The sequence below is a fragment of the Spirillospora sp. NPDC047418 genome (assembly GCF_040643275.1).
In the GTDB taxonomy this organism is placed as follows: domain Bacteria; phylum Actinomycetota; class Actinomycetes; order Streptosporangiales; family Streptosporangiaceae; genus Spirillospora.
On record NZ_JBEYTW010000019.1, the window covers coordinates 68,297 to 85,844 of the forward strand.

Genomic DNA, 17,548 nt, shown 5'->3' on the forward strand with positions numbered 1-17,548 from the left:
GTCCGGGGCCGAAGGGACAAGGATGTTCAGCAGGTCTTCCGTACACGGCGAACCATCGGGATGATGAATACCTGACTCCGACCGGTGTTGTGATGGAGGCGGGAGCGCTAGCCTGCTCCCATTCACTCATAGTGATGAAAACTTGCCGCGCGGTACGGGACCCTCTGGGGCGGAGGTGTTGTCCTTGAGCACCGAGACGTCCGTCCCGCATCCCCGCGTCTCAGGGGTGGAGGGGCAGCCCATGGATGCGTCCGACGCCGCGCTGTACGCGACCTTGCTGAAAGAGGCCCCCGGCGGGCTGGCGTTCTTCGATCGCGAACTGCGCTGCCGCAGGGCCAACGACGCGCTCGCCGGGCTGCTCGGCGTGCCCGTGCGCGATCTGCACGGGCACAGACCGTCCGAGGTGCTGCCCGAGGCGCCGGCCGCGGCGTTCGAGACCGCGCTGCGGAGGGTGATCGACGAGGACCGCACGGTCAGCGATCTGGACCTGGTCGTCCCGGCCAGGGAGGCCGGCGACGCGCCGGAGGACGCCTCGGGCGTCGCCACGGCCGTCGAGGAGCGCATCCTGGCCTGCACGTGGCTGCCCGCCCGGAACGGCGACGGCGAGCACCTCGGCGTCGTCCTGACGGCGCTGGACGTGACCGAGCGACGCCGCGCGGAGGAGGTCATCCGCCGCAAGGAGCAGCGCTACCGCTCGCTCGTGGAGGCCAGCGCGCAGGTGGTGTGGGTGGCCGCGCCGGGCGGCGGCGTGATCGACGACGCGCCCGAGTGGCGCGCGATCACCGGGCAGACGCCGGACGACTACGCGGTCGGCGGCTGGCTGTCGGTGGTGCACCCGGAGGACCGCCCGCGCATCGAGACCGCCTGGCGGGACTGCGTCGAGGAGAACCGGGTCTTCGAGACCAACTACCGCGTCCGCACCAAGACCGGCACCTACCGGCACTTCGACGTCCGGGCCGTGCCGATCTGGCAGGGCGACGCGGTGATCGAGTGGGTCGGCGCCAACACCGACGTCACCGGGCAGCGCGAGGCCGAGGAGATGCGCGGCCGGCTGACCGAGCAGCTGTCGGCGGCCGCGCTGCGCACCGCGCGCCTCCAGCAGGCCACCTCGATGCTCGCCGAGGCCCTGACCGTCTCCCAGGTCGTCCAGGTCATCACCGAGGTCGGCCGGTCCGCCATCGGCGCCGACTACTCGGCCGTGGCGCTGCTGGACGACGACAAGCTGCGCCTCAGCATCGTGGCGCCGTCCCAGCAGGGGGAGCCCGAGGCGAGCCCGCCCTCCCGCGACGACATCAAGGTCAGCGACCAGACCGTGATGTCGGTGGCGGTGCGCGAGAGCCGGCCGTTCCTGGCCGAGCACCCCGACAGCCTGCGGCTGCAGCTCGGCCACGGCGAGCGCGACCTGTTCGCCCAGCACACCGAGGAGCGCGCCTGGGTGGGCCTGCCGCTGCTCGCGGCGGGCGCCCCGATCGGCGCGCTGCGCTTCTCCTTCACCCGGCCCCGGGAGATCACCGAGGAGGAGCGGGTCTTCCTGGAGGCGCTGGCCGGGCAGTGCGCCCTGGCCGTCGAGCGCGCCCTGCTGTTCGAGCGCGAGCACAAGACCGCCGAGGAGCTGCAGCGCAGCCTCCTGCCGAGCGACCTGCCGCAGCTGCCGGGCATGGTGCTGGCCGCCCGCTACAACCCCGCGACGAGGCACGTCCAGGTCGGCGGCGACTGGTACGACGTGTTCCGCCTCCCCGACGACCGGCTCGCCGTCGCCGTCGGCGACGTCATGGGCAAGGGCGTGCTCGCCGCGGCCGGAATGGGCCGCGTCCGCAACGCCCTGCGCGCGCTCGCGCTGAACGATCCGCGCCCCGCCGCGGTCCTGGCCGGCCTCGACCGGCTGTTCAGCGCGACCGAGGACGAGGAGCAGTTCACCACGGTCGCGTACGTGGTCATCGACCCCGAGACCGGGCAGGGGGAGTTCAGCAACGCGGGCCACCCGCCGCCCCTGCTGATCTCGCCGGACGAGCCCGCGCGGGTCAGCACGCTGGAGCCGGGGACGCCGCTCGGCTGGCCCAGCCAGCGGCAGCAGACAAATTTTTCCATCGAAACCGGCAACACTGTGGTCTTCTATTCCGATGGACTTGTGGAGAACCGTAGGCGTGGGGTGGACGCCGGGCTGAACGAGCTTGTCGCCGTGGCCGCGGACGCCCCACCTGAAGTGGTAGGAGATCCCGAGAGAGTCGTCGACTTCCTGGTCGATCGGATGCTTGCCGGATACGAGCAGGTGGACGATGTGACCGTGCTCGCCCTGCACGTCCCGCCCAAGCCGGCGTGAAACCCGCCTGAGACCGCGCGAAGACCGCGTGAAGACGGAGTAGCACGTTCGAAGGACCGCCCGGCGCCCTCTAAGGTGGAGAGTTACCGGGTAGGACTTCAGGGTGGAACGCGCAGCAGTGCCAGAATGCTTGACCCAGACAGAGCGGGTACGCTGCGGTCCCGCACCGGTGGTCCGCTCCGTGTGTGGTCCCACCCAGTGTGAGGCCGGGCCCGTCAGGGCACTTGGGTCAACCAAGCCACACGTTCGTTCGAGAGGTATTTGTGTCGCCTGCTAGCTCGACCTCGAAAGCGTCGGATCTGCACGATCACGTCATCGCGCAACTGATCGAGCGTGGACGGTCCCAGGGTTACCTCGAAGCCGACGACGTACGCCGTACGTTCGAGGAGGCCGACATCCCCGTGTCGAAGGCCTCCAGCATTCTGCGGAGCCTCAGCAAGGAGGGTGTGACCGTCATGGTGAGCGCTGCCGACTCCGCGGCGCCCAAGCGTCCGCGCAAGCGCGCGACGCCGGCGGCGGCGCGCAGGCCGAAGACCGCGGCCGCCGCCAAGGAGCAGCCCGACACGGTGACCGCCGTCGTCGGCGACGACGCGCCCGCGGAGGCCGTCGCCGAGCCGCGCCCGGCCGCCGCCGCGCCCGCGCCCAAGAAGGCCGCGCCCGCCAAGGGCGCCAAGGCCGCCAAGGCCAAGAAGGGCGCGCCCGCCAAGAAGGGCGCCGCCGTCAAGGCCGCGCCCGTCAAGGCCGCGCCGGCCAAGAAGGGCACCGACCCCGAGGTCGACGACGAGGTCGAGGTCGACCTCGACGAGGACCTCGCCGACCTCGACGTCGAGCTGGAGGACGACACGGCCGCCGAGGCCGAGGAGTCCGACACCGACGAGGAGGAGGCCGCCCCGGCCGCGCCCGCCGCGAAGGCGGCCGCCGCCCCCGCCGCCGCCAAGCAGGGCGCCGAGGGCACCCCCGCCGCGGAGGAGGAGGGCTTCACCCTCGGCGACGACGACGAGGACGCGCCCGCCCAGCAGATCGCCGCCGCCGGCGCCACCGCCGACCCGGTGAAGGACTACCTCAAGCAGATCGGCAAGGTCCCGCTGCTCAACGCCGAGCAGGAGGTGGAGCTCGCCAAGCGCATCGAGGCCGGCCTGTTCGCCGAGGAGCGGCTCGCCGTGTCCGGTCCGACGATGTCCGAAGAGGACCTCGAGGACTTCGAGTGGATCGCCGAGGACGGCCGCCGCGCGAAGAACCACCTGCTGGAGGCCAACCTCCGCCTGGTGGTCTCGCTGGCCAAGCGCTACACCGGCCGCGGCATGCTCTTCCTGGACCTCATCCAGGAGGGCAACCTCGGCCTGATCCGCGCCGTCGAGAAGTTCGACTACACCAAGGGCTACAAGTTCTCCACGTACGCCACCTGGTGGATCCGGCAGGCGATCACCCGCGCGATGGCCGACCAGGCCCGCACCATCCGCATCCCGGTGCACATGGTCGAGGTCATCAACAAGCTGGCCCGCGTGCAGCGGCAGATGCTCCAGGACCTGGGCCGCGAGCCCACCCCGGAGGAGCTGGCCAAGGAACTCGACATGACGCCGGAGAAGGTGGTCGAGGTCCAGAAGTACGGCCGCGAGCCCATCTCCCTGCACACGCCCCTGGGCGAGGACGGCGACAGCGAGTTCGGCGACCTCATCGAGGACTCCGAGGCCATCGTCCCGGCCGACGCGGTCAGCTTCACGCTGCTGCAGGAGCAGCTCCACTCCGTCCTGGACACGCTCAGCGAGCGCGAGGCCGGCGTGGTGTCGATGCGGTTCGGCCTCACCGACGGCCAGCCGAAGACCCTGGACGAGATCGGCAAGGTGTACGGGGTGACCCGTGAGCGCATCCGCCAGATCGAGTCCAAGACCATGTCGAAGCTGCGCCACCCGTCCCGCTCCCAGGTGCTCCGCGACTACCTGGACTGACCCGGCGGCCTGACGACCGAACGAGGAGCAGGACCCCGCGCCGCGCGCGGGGTCCTGCTCTTTCGCGCTGTCGCTCCGCTTTACCCCCGTGGCCCGGCCCGGTGTGCGGTCGACGGCGGGCGTCAGTCGTGCAGGACGACGTCGAGGTGGGGGCCGTTCAGCTCGACCGCGTGCCCCAGGCCGGCGACGGCCTTGAGGAGTTCCTCGGGGGTGCGCGGCGCGGCGCCCGCCTTGAGGAGGTCGTGGGCGATCCGGCCGCGGGTGGCCTTGGCCATGTGGCTGACGACCGTCCGCTGTGTTTCACCCCCATGGCTACGCCCCGCCACCCCCGAGGGGCTGCCGCCGACGAGGCGTTCGCGGAACACGCGGACGGCGACGGCCGGCTGCGGCGCCTTCCACGCGGACGCGTACGGCCCGGACCGCATGTCGACGACCAGGTCGCCGTCCCCCGGGAGCGCCGTGCGCATCGCCGGGCGCCACAGCGTCCCCAGACGGCCCGCAGGCGGCAGGGACACCGCCATGGCCAACCGGTAGGGCGGGACGCGGTCGGTGAGCCTCAGGGCGCCCCACAGGCCCGAGAAGACGATGATCTGCCCGGCCGCGGCCTCGGCGTCCAGGTCGGGGAGGTCGAGGTTGTCGTAGAGGACGCCGGTGTAGAGCCGGGCGACCGTGAGCGTGGGCGCCTCGCGCAGCACCTTGTTGCGGGCGAGCGCGTCGTCCGCCTGGCCTGGTGGCAGGGCGAGGACGTCCGGCGCGTCCCTGCGCCTGGAGACCTTGCCCAGGGCCGCCAGGACGCGCTTCCGCACCGGGTTCAGTTCGGGGAAGCTCAGCGAGGCCAGGTCGAGGGGAGGGCCGTCCCCGTCGGTAGCCTTCTTCTCCGACGGCGGCAGCAGGATGTGCACGATCCCCCCGAAAGCGGTGACAGATGGCGCGGTCTCTGGAAGCACGGTTGGGCGAACTCGTCGCCGGGGCATGGCCCGCGCCGTCCACCAAGGATATGGGCGGCTGGCTGCTGCGCCACGCCGACGGGGTGACCAAGCGGGCCAACTCCGTCCTGCCCTGGGGCGACCCCGGGGACGTGGGCCCTGCCGTCGAGCATGCTGAGCGCTTCTACACCGCGTTGGGCCTGCCCACCGTGTTCTCAGTGGACTCCCAGGCACGTCCGGAGGGGATCGACGGGTTCCTGGACGGCCGGGGCTACGAACTGGTCGATCCGACGATCGCGATGGAGACCGACCTGTCCGGGCACTACGAGAGCGACGGTGTGGAGATCGCCGAGGCGCCGTCCAGCGGATGGCTCGACCTGTGGTGGTCGGTGGACGGCCGGTACGACCACCAGTTGCCGATGGCGGAGAAGATCCTCACCGGCGTACCCGCCGGCTACGCGTCCCTGGACGGTGTCGCCGTCGGCCGGGGCGTCCCGCAGGGGGAGTGGCTCGGCATCTATGCCATGGCCGTCGCGCCGGACGCGCGCAGGCGGGGCCTGGGGCGCCGCGTCCTGCGGGCTCTTCTCGGCTGGGGACGCGAGCGGGGGTGCGAGTCGGCGTACCTGGTGGTCGTCGAGCGGAACGCGCCCGCAAGGGCGATGTACGCGTCCGAGGGGTTCACGGAAGCCGGGGGCTACCACTACCGAGTGAAGAATGTCACCGGCAGGTGAGAAGCGCGTGGACTCGGTGATCGGCATCACAGGGGCGACCGAATTCAGTGACGTTATGTAATCAGTGAATGACCCTGTGAAGTTGGCCTGATTGGGCTCTGGATCGGGTCGAACGGGCGAAATGCGGAACGGCGGCCACCGTCTCCGGTGACCGCCGTCCATCGAGTTTCTATTTGGGAGATCTACCGCTCCTCGGGGGGAGCGGCGGCCGGGGTTTCGATGAGCCGGTCGGACTCGTCCTGTATGTCGGCCCCGTTGGCACGGAGCGCCTCTGTGTACTTGCGTCCGTGGTGGGCGCAGAACAGAAGGTCGCCGCCGCCTACAAGGACAGCACGGACGTAGGCCTGGGCGCCGCAGCGGTCGCATCGGTCGGCGACGGTCAGCGGCTTGGTTGGGGCAAGGGCTCCAGTCACGGCACCTTCCTCATGCTCGGGGTCGGTACTTAGGACAACATCTAACCCGACGCTGGCGTTCCCAACCCGGTTCCGCGTACGCCCAGAGCAGAATGGCCCATTAAGTGACCGAGGTCACATTAGACGGCCTCCCATCGGAACAGGCGCACGGCGATCAGCGCGCCGACCACCGCAACGGCCAGCAGGACACCGATCTGGGGCAGTGCGGACATGGGCCCCAGGCCGCGTCCCATCACGTTGAGCATCCCCTCGTTCAGGTACCGGAGCGGGAAGATGTAGGACAGCGTCTTCATCCAGCCCGGCGCCTCGTCCAGCGGGAAGAAGGACCCGCCCAGGAACGCCATGGGCAGGACGACGAGCTGCGTCACCGCCTGGGCGGTCTCCTGCGTCTTGGCCCACGCGCCGATCAGCATCCCGATCGACAGGAAGGCGAGCACGCCGGCTATCACCATCGGGATGGACATCCACCAGGCGCCGCTCAGCCGCAGGCCGAACATCGGAAGCTGCGCCACGAGCACGAACAGTGCGAACTGCACGAGCGCGATGACGAGGCTGACCGCGACGCGCGCGGCGAACACGGTGGGGATCGGGGCGGGGGAGAGCTGGAGGCGGCGCAGGATGCCCTTGGTCCGCCACGACACCAGCGTCTGGGACGCCCCGAACACGCCGGCCGACGCCAGTGCCCAGCCGAGGAGGCTGGGGGTGAAGAACTGGATGGCCTTCAGCGAGTCGTCCTCCACCTGCTGGGCGGACATCGTGTAGGCGGGCGGCTTGCCGGTCGCCTGCTGGTTCGCGGACTGGACGATCGAGTCCATCAGCCCCCGGACCGTCCCCGACTTGACCTGGTCGGCGGCGGAGTAGTGCACGATCAGCCGGCCGCCGCGCTGCTCCACGGCCGCATCCGCGTCGCCCTTCTCCACCTTGCGCAGGGCGGCGGCGCGGTCGGACGTCTCCGTCACCTTCATGACCTTGCCGAGCTGCTCGGCGCCCTGCGTGACGGCCTGCTCCAGGATCGGCGCCTTGCCGACCTCCAGGACGTTCACCTTGGACGTCGTCTGGTGCCCGAAGATCCCGCCGAAGATGAGCAGGAACATCAGGGGGAACAGGATGGTGAAGAACAGCGCGGTCCGGTCCCGCTTGAAGCCCAGGTACATGGCCCTGGACAGGCTCTTGAAGCTCTCGAACGTGCTCACGCCCTGTACTCCCGTCCGGTGAGCTCCAGGAAGACGTCCTCAAGGGTGGCGCCGCGGATCTGGACGCCGTCCAGGGCGTCCTTGGCCGCCATGGCCGCGACCACCGCCGACGGGTCGCGGGTGGTGATGGTCAGCGAGACACCGTCGTCGGCGGTCTCGTCGGCGCCCGGCAGCAGCCGCGCGTCCGCCACGTCCAGCACGCCGCTCGCCACGCTGATCCGCGCCGGGGCGTCCAGGCCGCGCACCAGCACGGCCGGCGGGCCCAGCCGGAGGATCCTGCCCGAGTCCATGATGGCGACGCGGTCGCAGAGGATCTCCGCCTCGTCCATGTAGTGGGTGGTCAGCACGACCGTGCGGCCCTCCGTGCTGATCTGGCGCAGCAGGTCCCAGAGGTTGCGGCGGGCCTGCGGGTCGAGCGCGGCGGTCGGCTCGTCGAGGAACACGAGTTCCGGGTCGTGGACGAGCGCGCAGGCGATGGACAGGCGCTGCGCCTGGCCGCCCGACAGCTTCTCCACCCGGACGTCCGCCTTGTCGGCCAGCCCCACCAGGTCCATCATCGCGTCGGCCTTCTTGGCGGGGACGCCGTAGAGGGAGCCGAACGTCTGCAGCTGCTCGCGGGTGGTCAGCCGCTCGAAGAACGACGACGCCTGCAGCTGCACGCCGATCCTGGGCAGCAGCCCCGGATTGCGCGGCCACGGGAGGAGCCCGAGCACCGAGACGTCCCCCGCGTCGGCCTTGCGCAGCCCCTCGACGATCTCCAGCGTCGTCGTCTTCCCCGCGCCGTTCGGGCCGAGGATGCCGAAGAACTCGCCCTCCTCGACCCCGAATGTCACCCCGTCCACGGCCCGGACGTCCCCGTAGCGTTTACGGAGGTCCGAGACCTCGATCGTTTGCACCATGCACAGGACGGTAGAAGCGGATCGGAGTCCTGCACACCCACCTAAAGGTGGACGTTGAGGTCTAGAAGACGAAGGGCGGGAGGCCCGGCTCCGCCGCACCGGCCGCCGTCCGCCGTCCGCCCACCCGCCTCCCCGGGCCGGGGGGCGGTCGGGGTCACGAGGCGTCGTCGATCATCGAGGCGTACACGATGATGTTGTCGACGTAGTGGCCGCGCGCGCGGTCGAACGCCCCGCCGCAGGTGACGAGCCGCAGTTCGGGCGGGCCGTGCCCCCCTCCGTCCGCGCCGTCTCCGTAGACGGCCCGGGTGGGGAACTCGTCCTTGGCGACGCGCTGGATCCGGTCGATCCGGAACCTCGGCGCCGTCCCGTCCGCGCGGGCGATCTGAACGGTCCTGCCGGGCCGGAGGGCGCCGAGTTCGTAGAATGCGCCGCGCTCCTTCTTGGAGTCGACGTGCCCGACGAGAACGGCTCGTCCATTCTCGCCCGGAGTCGGCCCGTTCTCGTACCAGCCCACCTGGTGGACCTTGCTCAACGGCGGGACCTCGATCGCTCCGTCCGATTGAATGCCGACCGGAACGACCGGAGCATTGATCTTCACGGCCGGTATCTTTATGCGTTTCGGAATCGAGGGCGGAAGCGGGCGGGGCGCGGCATCGGCGCTCGTGCCCGCCGGCCGCGGTGCCGTGACGTCCGCCGCCGGCGGCTGGGGCGGAGGCTCGGGACGGCCGGTCCACCAGCCGACGGCCAGGACCAGCGACCCGATCGCGATCAGGGCGGCGGCCACCCAGAGCCGGCCCGGGCGGCCGCCGCCATTTCCTCTGATCATGCGATCAGGACTGCCCCTCCGAGCGCCGGCGCCGCGCCGTGAGGGCGATGCCGCCGCCCAGCGCGATGGCGCCCAGGCCCGCGCCGGTGGTGGCGAGCATCGGGCCAGTGATCTGCGCGGACGTGCCGCCCCCGCCCGTGCCCGCGCCGCCGCTGGGGGCGGTCGGGCTCAGGTAGGCCCCGTCCACCCACTTGCCCACGAGGTTCTTCGCGACACCGCCGCGGAGCCGCGTCCAGGCCCTGGACGAGGTCTTGCAGTCGGCCGTGACGTGCTGGCCGTCCTTCACGGTCCCGACCACGCGGTACTTGACGCTCGGACCCGTGCGGACGTTCAGGTTGCGGCCCCTGGTCACGACCTTGTACGAGCAGGTCTTGGCCACTGCCGCATGGTCCGTGGTGGTCGCGGCGTACGCGGTCCCACCGCCCAGGAGAGCGAAGCCACTGGTGGCCACGCCTGCGGCTGCGAGGGCGATGCCGCCGCGTGCGGTTGTCCTCATGTTCCATCCTCCAAGTGATGCTCACGGTGATGCCGGAGGTGTCCGACATCTCGCAGGACGCCTCCCCCCGTTCTCTTCGGCACATGGTTCCCGACCAGCAAATATTGGTGCTGGCGGAAACGTCGGCTCCAAAATGTCGATCACCTGAAGGCCAATATGAAGCGTGGCTTCGGCGGAATAAAACGTACATTGCACATCAATTGCATCAAAGAGTGTGGGTGTCGCTCTATTAGCGACTTACACCTATGAGGGGGAGGATGTTCGCGGGCATCCGCGAAGTCGCGGCTGCTCGCGTCCTCCCTGGCGGATCCGCCGCGCACCGGGCCGGGCGGCCGCGGGCGGTCTCCGGGCGGCGCGGGGCCGGCGGGCGGCCCGCCGGAGGGCCTTTCGGGCGAGCCTTTCGGCGGATTGTCGGCGGCCGGGGGTACCCTGCTGCCGACTGACCTACCCCCGAGGAGCGCACGCACGTTGACCGCCGCGACCGCCGAAGCGACAACCGAAGACCCGCACGGCTACTCCGCCCGGCACCTGTCGGTGCTGGAGGGGCTGGAGGCCGTCCGGAAACGACCCGGCATGTACATCGGGTCGACCGACAGCAGGGGTCTCGCCCACTGCCTGTGGGAGATCGTCGACAACTGCGTCGACGAGGCCCTCGCCGGCTACTGCACCCATATCAGCGTGACGCTCCACGCCGACGGGTCCTTCGAGGTGGGTGACAACGGCCGCGGCATCCCCGTCGACCTGGAGCCGAAGACCGGCCTGCACGGCGTCGAGTTGGTCATGACGCGGCTGCACGCGGGCGGCAAGTTCGGCGGCGTCTCCTACACCGCGTCCGGCGGTCTCCACGGCGTGGGGGCGTCCGTGGTCAACGCCCTGTCCGCGCGGCTGGACGTCGATGTCGACCGCGACGGGTACACCCACGCGATCAGCTTCCGCCGCGGGCTGCCCGGCGAGTTCGCCGACGAGGGCCGGCCGAACGCCCGGTTCAAGAAGAAGTCGGGCCTGCGGCAGACCCGCAAGGTCGCCAAGAAGGTCACCGGCACCCGGGTCCGCTTCTGGCCCGACCTGCAGATCTTCCTGAAGGACGCCACGGTCGAGCAGGACCTCGTCCTCGACCGGATGCGGCAGACCGCGTTCCTCATCCCCGGCCTCACCATCGACGTCCGCGACGAGCGCGGCGAGGAGATCCTCGACGAGACGTTCCGGTTCGACGGCGGCATCAGCGAGTTCTGCACCTACCTGGCCAAGGACACCGCGCTCGTCGACGTGCTGCGCCTGCGGGGCCGCGGCCACTTCACCGAGACCGTCCCCGTCCTGGACGACCAGGGCCACCTGACCCCGACCGACGTGGAACGCGACCTGGAGGTCGACGTCGCGCTGCGCTGGGGCAGCGGCTACGACACGATCACCAAGTCGTTCGTCAACGTGATCGCCACCCCGAAGGGCGGCACGCACCTGCGCGGCTTCGACCGCGCCGTCCTGAAGGTCCTCAACGAGCAGCTCCGCGCGACCAAGCTGCTGAAGAACGGCGACGAGGACGTCATCAAGGAGGACGTCCTGGAGGGCCTCACCGCGGTGGTGACGGTCCGGCTGCCCGAGCCGCAGTTCGAGGGGCAGACCAAGGAGGTCCTCGGCACGTCGGCGGCCACCCGCATCGTGTCGCAGGTCGTGCTGCGCGAGCTCCGGGCGGTCTTCGAGAACCCGTCGCGCGGGCAGAAGCAGCCGCTCCGCGCCGTCCTGGAGAAGGTCGTCGGCGCGGCCAAGACCCGCATCGCCGCGCGCACCCAGCGCGACAACCAGCGGCGCAAGAACGCGCTGGAGAACTCGGCGCTGCCGGCCAAGCTCGTCGACTGCCGCACCACCGACGACCGCAGCGAGCTGTTCATCGTCGAGGGCGACTCGGCGCTCGGCACCGCCAAGCTCGCCCGCAACTCCGAGTTCCAGGCGCTGCTGCCGATCCGCGGCAAGATCCTCAACGTGCAGAAGGCGTCCGTCGCGGACGTGCTGAAGAACACCGAGTGCGCCGCGATCATCCAGGTGCTCGGCGCCGGCTCGGGCCGCACGTTCGACGTGGAGGCGGCCCGCTACGGCCGCATCGTGATCCTCGCCGACGCCGACGTCGACGGCGCGCACATCCGGACGCTGCTCCTCACACTCTTCCACCGCTACATGCGGCCCATGCTGGAGGCCGGGCGGGTGTTCTCCGCCGTCCCGCCGCTGCACCGCATCGAGCTGATCAAGCCGCGCAAGGGCCAGGACAAGTACATCTACACCTACTCCGACGCCGAGCTGCGCAAGCGGCTCGTCGAGCTGGAGCGCAAGGGCCAGCGCTGGAAGGAGCCGATCCAGCGCTACAAGGGCCTCGGTGAGATGGACGCCGACCAGCTCGCGGAGACGACCCTCGACCCGCGGCACCGGGTGCTCCGGCGCGTCCGCATCGAGGACGCCGAGGAGGCGGCGAAGGTGTTCGAGCTGCTGATGGGCAGCGAGGTCGCGCCGCGCCGCGCGTTCATCACCGCCGGCGCCACCGAACTCGACGTCGAGCGCATCGACGCCTGACCGCCCCCGCCGGCGTGGCCGGGCCGGGCGTTCGCCGACCGGCACGGCGCGGTGGCCGTGTCGAGCCGGAACGACGCCGCGTCGCCGCCGGACGCCGACGGGAGGCCGGCTGTTGATGTCCGCATCCGGCCAAGGGTGTCCGGGTCTCCACCCGGGGGTGGAGAGCGGGTTTCCAGCCGTGCGGCGATCCTCTGCGGGGCCCGCCGGTCCTAACGTCGGGGCATGAACACGCTGGACAACGTTCTGCCGGGCCTCGCAGTGCCGGCGCCCGTCCGCCACCGGCGATTGCGGGCGCGCCGGTTCGCCGGATTCGCGCCGGTTACTGTCGCATCGTGAACTGCAAGGTGACGGCCAGAGAGCGGCTCGTCCGGCTGCTCGTCGTCGGCATGCTGGTGGCGTGGGGCCTGGTCGCGTACGTCCGGGGGCTGCTGCACGGGGAACCGGCCCCGGCGCTGCACGGCGTCGGCCTGGCCCTCGTCGTCCTCAACGTGGTGATGTTCGCCCTGCTGGGCGCCGGCATCGCGCTCGGGCGGCAGAAGGGCTCGCCCTGGCGGGCGACGGGGATCGTCCTGCTGCTGCTGGCCGTGGCGGCGGGGATGGCGCTGTACGCGATCGCGCCGCACGCGGGCGGCGGGTTCTTCTTCTGCATGGCCGGCCTGTGGGTGCTGCTGATGCGGCTGCCGCTGCCCTGGGGCATCGCGGTCAGCGCGCTGACGGTCGCCGCGATCGGCGGGCTGGGGGAGGCGCTCCGGACGGGCGGCGCGGACTTCGGTCTCATGTCGGCGTTCGCGGGCCTCACGCTGGGGGCCGTCGCCAGCCGCCAGGGCACCGCCGCGCAGGAGGCCACGCGCCGCGCCGAGGCCGCCAACGCCGTCCTGGCGGAGCGGTCGCACCTCGCCCGCGAGATCCACGACATCCTGGCGCACTCCCTGTCGGCGCAGATCGTCCACCTGGAGGGCGCACGGCTGCTCCTGTCCCGCGACGGTGACCGCGTCCAGGCCCTGGATCGTGTGGAGCGCGCGCGGAACCTCGCCCGCTCGGGCCTGGAGGAGACGAGGCGCGCCCTTGCCACCCTCCGCGGAGAGATACCGGAGCCCAAAGAGGTGCTGGCCGAACTCGCCGAGGAGTTCTATGCCAGCACCGGCCGGCCCTGCGACGTGCGGGTGACGGGTTCACCGCGCGAACTGTCGCCCCAGGCGGGGCTCGCGGTCGTGCGCACCGCCCAGGAAGCGCTCACGAACGTCCGCAAGCACGCGCCCGGCGCGCGTGTCCAGGTCGCCCTGCGCTACCTGCCCGACAAGGTGGAACTCGAAGTGACCGACAGCGGCGGGACGGAATCGGTCATCGAACTGAACGGAGGCGGCTACGGCCTCGTCGGCATGCGGGAGCGCGCCGAACTGATCGATGGGACCCTTGTCACCGGACCGGACGGCAAGGGGTTCCGCGTGTCCCTCGAGGTGCCGGCGTGACGGGAGACGCGGTGAAGACGAGGATCCTGGTCGTCGACGACCAGACCGTGGTGCGCGAGGGCCTGGTCCTTCTCCTCGAACTGCTGCCCGGCATCGAGGTCGCCGGTGCCTGCGGCGACGGTGAACGGGCGGTCGCGATGGTCGAGGAGCTGCGCCCCGACGTCGTCCTGATGGACCTGCGGATGCCGCGCATGGACGGCGTGGAGGCGACCCGCCGTATCAAGGACGCCCATCCCGACGTCGGGATCGTCGTCCTCACCACCTACGCCGACGACGACTCGATCTTCGCCGCCCTGCGCGCCGGCGCCCGCGGCTACCTCACCAAGGACGCCGACGCCGACGAGATCGCCCGCGCCATCGCCGCCGTCCGGGACGGGGCGTCCCAGCTCGACCCGGCCGTCCAGCGCCGCCTGGTCGAGGCGGTCGCCGCGGGCGAACGCCCCCGCCGCGCCGGCCTGCCCGACGGACTCACCCGCCGCGAGGCGGAGGTCCTCACCCTCATCGCGCAGGGACGCTCCAACGCCGAGATCGCCGGCGACCTGTTCATCTCCGAGGCGACCGTCAAGACGCACATCAACAACCTGTTCGCCAAGGCGAACCTCCGCGACCGAGCCCAGGCCGTCACCTACGCCTACAGGCACGGCCTCACCGGCTGATACCCGATCGCGGCGCGGGCGGCGCGGGGGCCGTGCCTGTAATTACGCCCGGGTCTCGTGAGCCAAGCGATCGCTTGTTACGCTTCGCCCCATGCCGACACAGGAGCACATGAAGCAGGCGCTTCAGACCTACATCGACGCCTTCAACGCCGCCGACGCCGCGGCCGTGACCGGCCTCTACGCCGACGACGCCGTCGTCGAGGACCCGGTCGGCAACCCCCCGATGTCGGGCCGCGCCGCCATCGAGGAGTTCTACACCGGCGCCATCGCCAGCGGCGCCAAACTCACCCTGGACGGCCCCATCCGCGGCTCCCACGGCGACCGCGCCGCCATGGCCTTCACCATCGATGTCCCCGGCATGCGCATCCGCGCCATCGACGTCATGACCTTCGACTCCGAAGGCAAGATCGCCCGTATGGAGGCCCACTGGGGCCCCGACGACATAGAATCCTGACCCGACCGGCGCCCGGCACCGGGGCCGGTCTCAGTAAGGGCTGTCTGCGGGGGAGGCGCTGATGTTCGGCCTTCAGGAATACCTGGATGTCCGCGCCCATGGCGCCGCGACCTTCGATCTTGCCGCCAGATTGCCCGGCCAGGTCTTCAGAGGAGATGCCGGGGACTCGCTCTTCTGCGAGTTCGACGCGATTCTCGCGCCGGAATTCTGGCCCGCCCTCCAAGCGATGGCCCGATGGCATGGTGAAGACCACGTCGACGTACTGGTTCTCGAGCCGGGTCGTGATTCCTTCTACCTGCCGGAGTATCGAGTGCATCCGGCGGTCTCGTTGCCGGTCGAGGGTGGAACGGACGACTACTGGGCGGCGATCGGCCATGAGCCGGAGGGCGACATCATGGGATCGATCGCGGTGTCAGCACAGGTCATAGCCCTGACGGGCGCTTCCGGGCGGTGGGGGTGCTGGGGCGAGCGGGATCCTGAGATCGCGGTCTTCCGTGGATTCTCGGATACGGCGACGAAGAATTCCTGGCGCGGGCGGTTCGGGCCTTTCTTGGACGTGTCAGGCGCGTTGCGGTCGTACCTTCCGCTGACCTTTGCCGACTGGACCGTCCCGGACGAGTACGCCGAAACCCTGACCGCCAACTATGGCTGAGAGAACCCCCTCACTTCGGGCACCCGCGTCACCATGGACAAGGATGGCAACAGCTTGAGCGAGAGCATTGAACGAGCCGCAAAGATACGCATCTCGACAGAGGTCGATGCGCTCTACATCCAACTGGCCGATGAAATTAAGCCTGGCGAGTCGGTGAAGAACGAGACATTCCAGCTGAAGACTCGGAACTCTGAAATAGTCCTCGATTTCTCGGCTGACAAACGCCTGCTCGGGATCGAGATACTCGGCGTGGAAGGGCTGCTGAAAGACTGAGCCCCGCCTCGGCCCGCACTCATGGGAGGGTGGGGAGGTGGCCAAGGACCCAGTGCTCTATGTGATCGCCTGCGGTGGACGGCCCGCCGCTGACCTCCCGCCCTTCATCGAACGACTCCAATCCGACGGGTGGACGGTGTGCGTGGTCTCCACTCCGTCCGGCATGAAGTTCCTGGACGCCGGGCGCCTGGCTGAGTTGACGGGCTTTCCCGTCCGCTCCGACTACAAGCGACCAGACGAGCCCGACGTCCTGCCACCCGCCGACGTGTTCGCGGTGGCGCCCGCGACGTTCAACACCGTCAACAAGTGGGCGCACGGGACGAGCGACACCCTGGCCCTGGGCCTTCTCAACGAGGCCGTCGGCCTCGGCCGCCCAATCATCGCGGCACCGTGGCCGAACGAGGCCCTCGCCCGCCACCCCGTCTTCATCCGCAGTGTCGCCGCCCTGCGCGACTGGGGCGTCACCGTCCTACTGGACCCCGCCCGCCTCCCGACCCCCGACTCCGGCGACGACCCCGAGGGTGCCTTTCCCTGGCCGGAGCTCAGGCAGGAACTGACCGAACTTCGAACCCGCCTGCCCTGAGCAGCGGCCACGACCGTTCGGCCGGCGGGGTGCCGTCTCGTCGCGCGCTCAGGGCGGGAGCGCTCGCTCGATCAGGACGCGGGCTGGTCGAGGTCGGACAGGTCCAGCACGAAGCGGTAGCGGACGTCGCCGTCGGCCAGGCGCGTGAGTGCGTCCTGGACGCGGTTCGAGGGAAGGACCTCGACGTCCGCGGTGATCCGGTGCTCGGCGCAGAAGTCCAGCATCTCCGCGGTGTGGCGGCGACCGCCGGTGCCGCTCGAGGTGAGGCGCTTGCGGCCACGTGTCAGTTCCATGATCGGCACCATGGTCGGCATGGGCAGGCCGAGCATCGCCAGAGTGCCGTCGAGACCGGTCATGCGCAGCAGCGGGGACAGGTCGTGCGGGACGGGCACGGTGTCCAGGATGAGGTCGAACCGGTCCCGCGCCGCCTGCGTCCGCGCCTGGTCGGTGGTCAGCAGCATGTCGGCGGCCCCGAGTTCGCGGGCGTCATCGGTCTTGTCCGGGGTGCGGCTGAGCACGGTCACCTCCGCGCCCAGGGCGGCGGCGAGCTTCACGCCCAGGTGCCCGAGGCCGCCCAGGCCGGCCACGGCGACCCGGCTGCCGGGCCCGACGCCGGTGGCGCGCAGCGGCTCCCACATGGTGATCCCGGCGCACATCAGCGGGGCGGCGGCGGCCGGGTCGAGCCCGTCGGGCAGCCGGTGGGCGAAGGTCTCCCGCAGGACGTACTCGCGGCTGTAGCCGCCCCGGGTCCTGGTGCCGTCGATGCGGTCGATGCCGCCGTAGGTGCTGACGGGCCCCTCGTGGCAGTAGTTCTCCTGCCCGGCCCTGCACATCGGGCAGTCCCCGCAGGAGTCGACGATGGTCCCGACCGCGACCCGGTCGCCTGGGACGAAACCGGTCACCGCGCTCCCGGCGGCGGTGACCGTGCCGGTGAACTCGTGGCCGGGGACCAGTGCGCCCTCGTTGAGAAGGCCCTTGATCCGGTGCAGGTCGCTGTGGCAGACGCCGCAGAAGTCGACGCGCACCGCGATGTCGTCCGCGCGCAGGTCCCTGCGCTCGATCGGGACCTGCTCCAGCACGGTGGAGCCGTCGTCCCTGCTCTGCCAGCCGATGGTGTGCCGCATGGATTCTCCAAACAAACTAGTCGGTCTG

The 17,548-nt window shown here is 70.7% G+C and carries 17 protein-coding genes; 10 read left to right on the plus strand and 7 right to left on the minus strand.

Going from position 1 to position 17,548, the window contains the following annotated elements; all coding sequences use genetic code 11:
• The first annotated feature begins 184 nt into the window (after positions 1 to 184).
• Positions 185 to 2,320, plus strand: a complete 2,136-nt coding sequence (locus ABZ806_RS14970) for a SpoIIE family protein phosphatase (protein WP_500217833.1) — start codon at positions 185 to 187, stop codon at positions 2,318 to 2,320.
• Positions 2,321 to 2,583: 263 nt separating this feature from the next.
• Entirely contained in the window at positions 2,584 to 4,266 is a 1,683-nt protein-coding gene (locus ABZ806_RS14975) for an RNA polymerase sigma factor (protein WP_500217834.1), read from the plus strand.
• A 122-nt stretch (positions 4,267 to 4,388) separates the two neighbouring features.
• On the opposite strand, the gene ABZ806_RS14980 is transcribed toward ABZ806_RS14975, so the two are convergent.
• Complete coding sequence (locus ABZ806_RS14980; protein WP_500217835.1) at positions 4,389 to 5,168, minus strand: YaaA family protein; 780 nt, start codon at positions 5,166 to 5,168, stop codon at positions 4,389 to 4,391.
• 23 nt (positions 5,169 to 5,191) lie between these two features.
• Between ABZ806_RS14980 and ABZ806_RS14985 the strand changes: the two genes are divergently transcribed.
• Positions 5,192 to 5,923 (plus strand): GNAT family N-acetyltransferase, encoded by a 732-nt coding sequence (locus tag ABZ806_RS14985; RefSeq protein ID WP_500217836.1) that lies wholly within the window; start codon positions 5,192 to 5,194, stop codon positions 5,921 to 5,923.
• Between the two features lie 182 nt (positions 5,924 to 6,105).
• On the opposite strand, the gene ABZ806_RS14990 is transcribed toward ABZ806_RS14985, so the two are convergent.
• The 5 genes from ABZ806_RS14990 to ABZ806_RS15010 form a co-directional block, all read right to left on the minus strand.
• The gene (locus ABZ806_RS14990; RefSeq protein WP_500217837.1) at positions 6,106 to 6,336 is read right to left on the minus strand and encodes a DUF7455 domain-containing protein; all 231 of its coding nucleotides are present in this window, start codon (positions 6,334 to 6,336) and stop codon (positions 6,106 to 6,108) included.
• A gap of 119 nt (positions 6,337 to 6,455) precedes the next feature.
• Positions 6,456 to 7,529, minus strand: coding sequence for an ABC transporter permease (locus ABZ806_RS14995; RefSeq protein ID WP_500217838.1), 1,074 nt, complete (start codon positions 7,527 to 7,529; stop codon positions 6,456 to 6,458).
• A complete protein-coding gene (locus ABZ806_RS15000; RefSeq protein ID WP_500217839.1) occupies positions 7,526 to 8,428 on the minus strand; it encodes an ABC transporter ATP-binding protein in 903 nt (300 codons plus the stop codon). Before ABZ806_RS15000 ends, ABZ806_RS14995 begins: the two co-directional genes overlap by 4 nt.
• A 154-nt stretch (positions 8,429 to 8,582) precedes the next feature.
• Positions 8,583 to 9,254: a class F sortase gene (locus ABZ806_RS15005; RefSeq protein ID WP_500217840.1), complete on the minus strand. Its 672-nt coding sequence runs from the start codon at positions 9,252 to 9,254 to the stop codon at positions 8,583 to 8,585.
• A gap of 4 nt (positions 9,255 to 9,258) precedes the next feature.
• Positions 9,259 to 9,750, minus strand: a complete 492-nt coding sequence (locus tag ABZ806_RS15010; protein ID WP_500217841.1) for an SH3 domain-containing protein — start codon at positions 9,748 to 9,750, stop codon at positions 9,259 to 9,261.
• A gap of 468 nt (positions 9,751 to 10,218) precedes the next feature.
• Between ABZ806_RS15010 and ABZ806_RS15015 the strand changes: the two genes are divergently transcribed.
• From ABZ806_RS15015 to ABZ806_RS15045, 7 genes are all read left to right on the plus strand, one after another.
• Positions 10,219 to 12,309, plus strand: coding sequence for a DNA gyrase/topoisomerase IV subunit B (locus tag ABZ806_RS15015; RefSeq protein WP_500217842.1), 2,091 nt, complete (start codon positions 10,219 to 10,221; stop codon positions 12,307 to 12,309).
• A 332-nt stretch (positions 12,310 to 12,641) separates the two neighbouring features.
• Positions 12,642 to 13,778 (plus strand): sensor histidine kinase, encoded by a 1,137-nt coding sequence (locus ABZ806_RS15020; RefSeq protein WP_500217843.1) that lies wholly within the window; start codon positions 12,642 to 12,644, stop codon positions 13,776 to 13,778.
• The gene (locus ABZ806_RS15025) at positions 13,775 to 14,434 is read left to right on the plus strand and encodes a response regulator (protein ID WP_500217844.1); all 660 of its coding nucleotides are present in this window, start codon (positions 13,775 to 13,777) and stop codon (positions 14,432 to 14,434) included. Before ABZ806_RS15020 ends, ABZ806_RS15025 begins: the two co-directional genes overlap by 4 nt.
• Positions 14,435 to 14,525: 91 nt before the next feature.
• Complete coding sequence (locus tag ABZ806_RS15030; protein WP_500217845.1) at positions 14,526 to 14,888, plus strand: nuclear transport factor 2 family protein; 363 nt, start codon at positions 14,526 to 14,528, stop codon at positions 14,886 to 14,888.
• 61 nt (positions 14,889 to 14,949) lie between these two features.
• Complete coding sequence (locus ABZ806_RS15035) at positions 14,950 to 15,540, plus strand: hypothetical protein (protein WP_500217846.1); 591 nt, start codon at positions 14,950 to 14,952, stop codon at positions 15,538 to 15,540.
• A 33-nt stretch (positions 15,541 to 15,573) separates the two neighbouring features.
• Positions 15,574 to 15,813: a DUF2283 domain-containing protein gene (locus ABZ806_RS15040; protein ID WP_500217847.1), complete on the plus strand. Its 240-nt coding sequence runs from the start codon at positions 15,574 to 15,576 to the stop codon at positions 15,811 to 15,813.
• Between the two features lie 37 nt (positions 15,814 to 15,850).
• Positions 15,851 to 16,396 carry a flavoprotein gene (locus ABZ806_RS15045; RefSeq protein WP_500217848.1) on the plus strand — a complete coding sequence of 182 codons (546 nt, stop codon included), beginning with the start codon at positions 15,851 to 15,853 and terminating at the stop codon, positions 16,394 to 16,396.
• 71 nt (positions 16,397 to 16,467) lie between these two features.
• On the opposite strand, the gene ABZ806_RS15050 is transcribed toward ABZ806_RS15045, so the two are convergent.
• Complete coding sequence (locus tag ABZ806_RS15050; protein ID WP_500217849.1) at positions 16,468 to 17,520, minus strand: NAD(P)-dependent alcohol dehydrogenase; 1,053 nt, start codon at positions 17,518 to 17,520, stop codon at positions 16,468 to 16,470.
• Positions 17,521 to 17,548: the final 28 nt, after the last annotated feature.

Excerpts from the sequence above, each read along its gene's own strand:
- ABZ806_RS15005 (WP_500217840.1), bottom strand. The coding sequence starts at position 9,254 with ATGATCAGAGGAAATGGCGGCGGCCGCCCGGGCCGGCTCTGGGTGGCC.
- ABZ806_RS15010 (WP_500217841.1), bottom strand. The coding sequence starts at position 9,750 with ATGAGGACAACCGCACGCGGCGGCATCGCCCTCGCAGCCGCAGGCGTG.
- ABZ806_RS15035 (WP_500217846.1), top strand. The coding sequence starts at position 14,950 with ATGTTCGGCCTTCAGGAATACCTGGATGTCCGCGCCCATGGCGCCGCG.
- ABZ806_RS15050 (WP_500217849.1), bottom strand. The coding sequence starts at position 17,520 with ATGCGGCACACCATCGGCTGGCAGAGCAGGGACGACGGCTCCACCGTG.
- ABZ806_RS15030 (WP_500217845.1), top strand. The coding sequence starts at position 14,526 with ATGCCGACACAGGAGCACATGAAGCAGGCGCTTCAGACCTACATCGAC.
- ABZ806_RS15000 (WP_500217839.1), bottom strand. The coding sequence starts at position 8,428 with ATGGTGCAAACGATCGAGGTCTCGGACCTCCGTAAACGCTACGGGGAC.
- ABZ806_RS14985 (WP_500217836.1), top strand. The coding sequence starts at position 5,192 with ATGGCGCGGTCTCTGGAAGCACGGTTGGGCGAACTCGTCGCCGGGGCA.
- ABZ806_RS15040 (WP_500217847.1), top strand. The coding sequence starts at position 15,574 with ATGGACAAGGATGGCAACAGCTTGAGCGAGAGCATTGAACGAGCCGCA.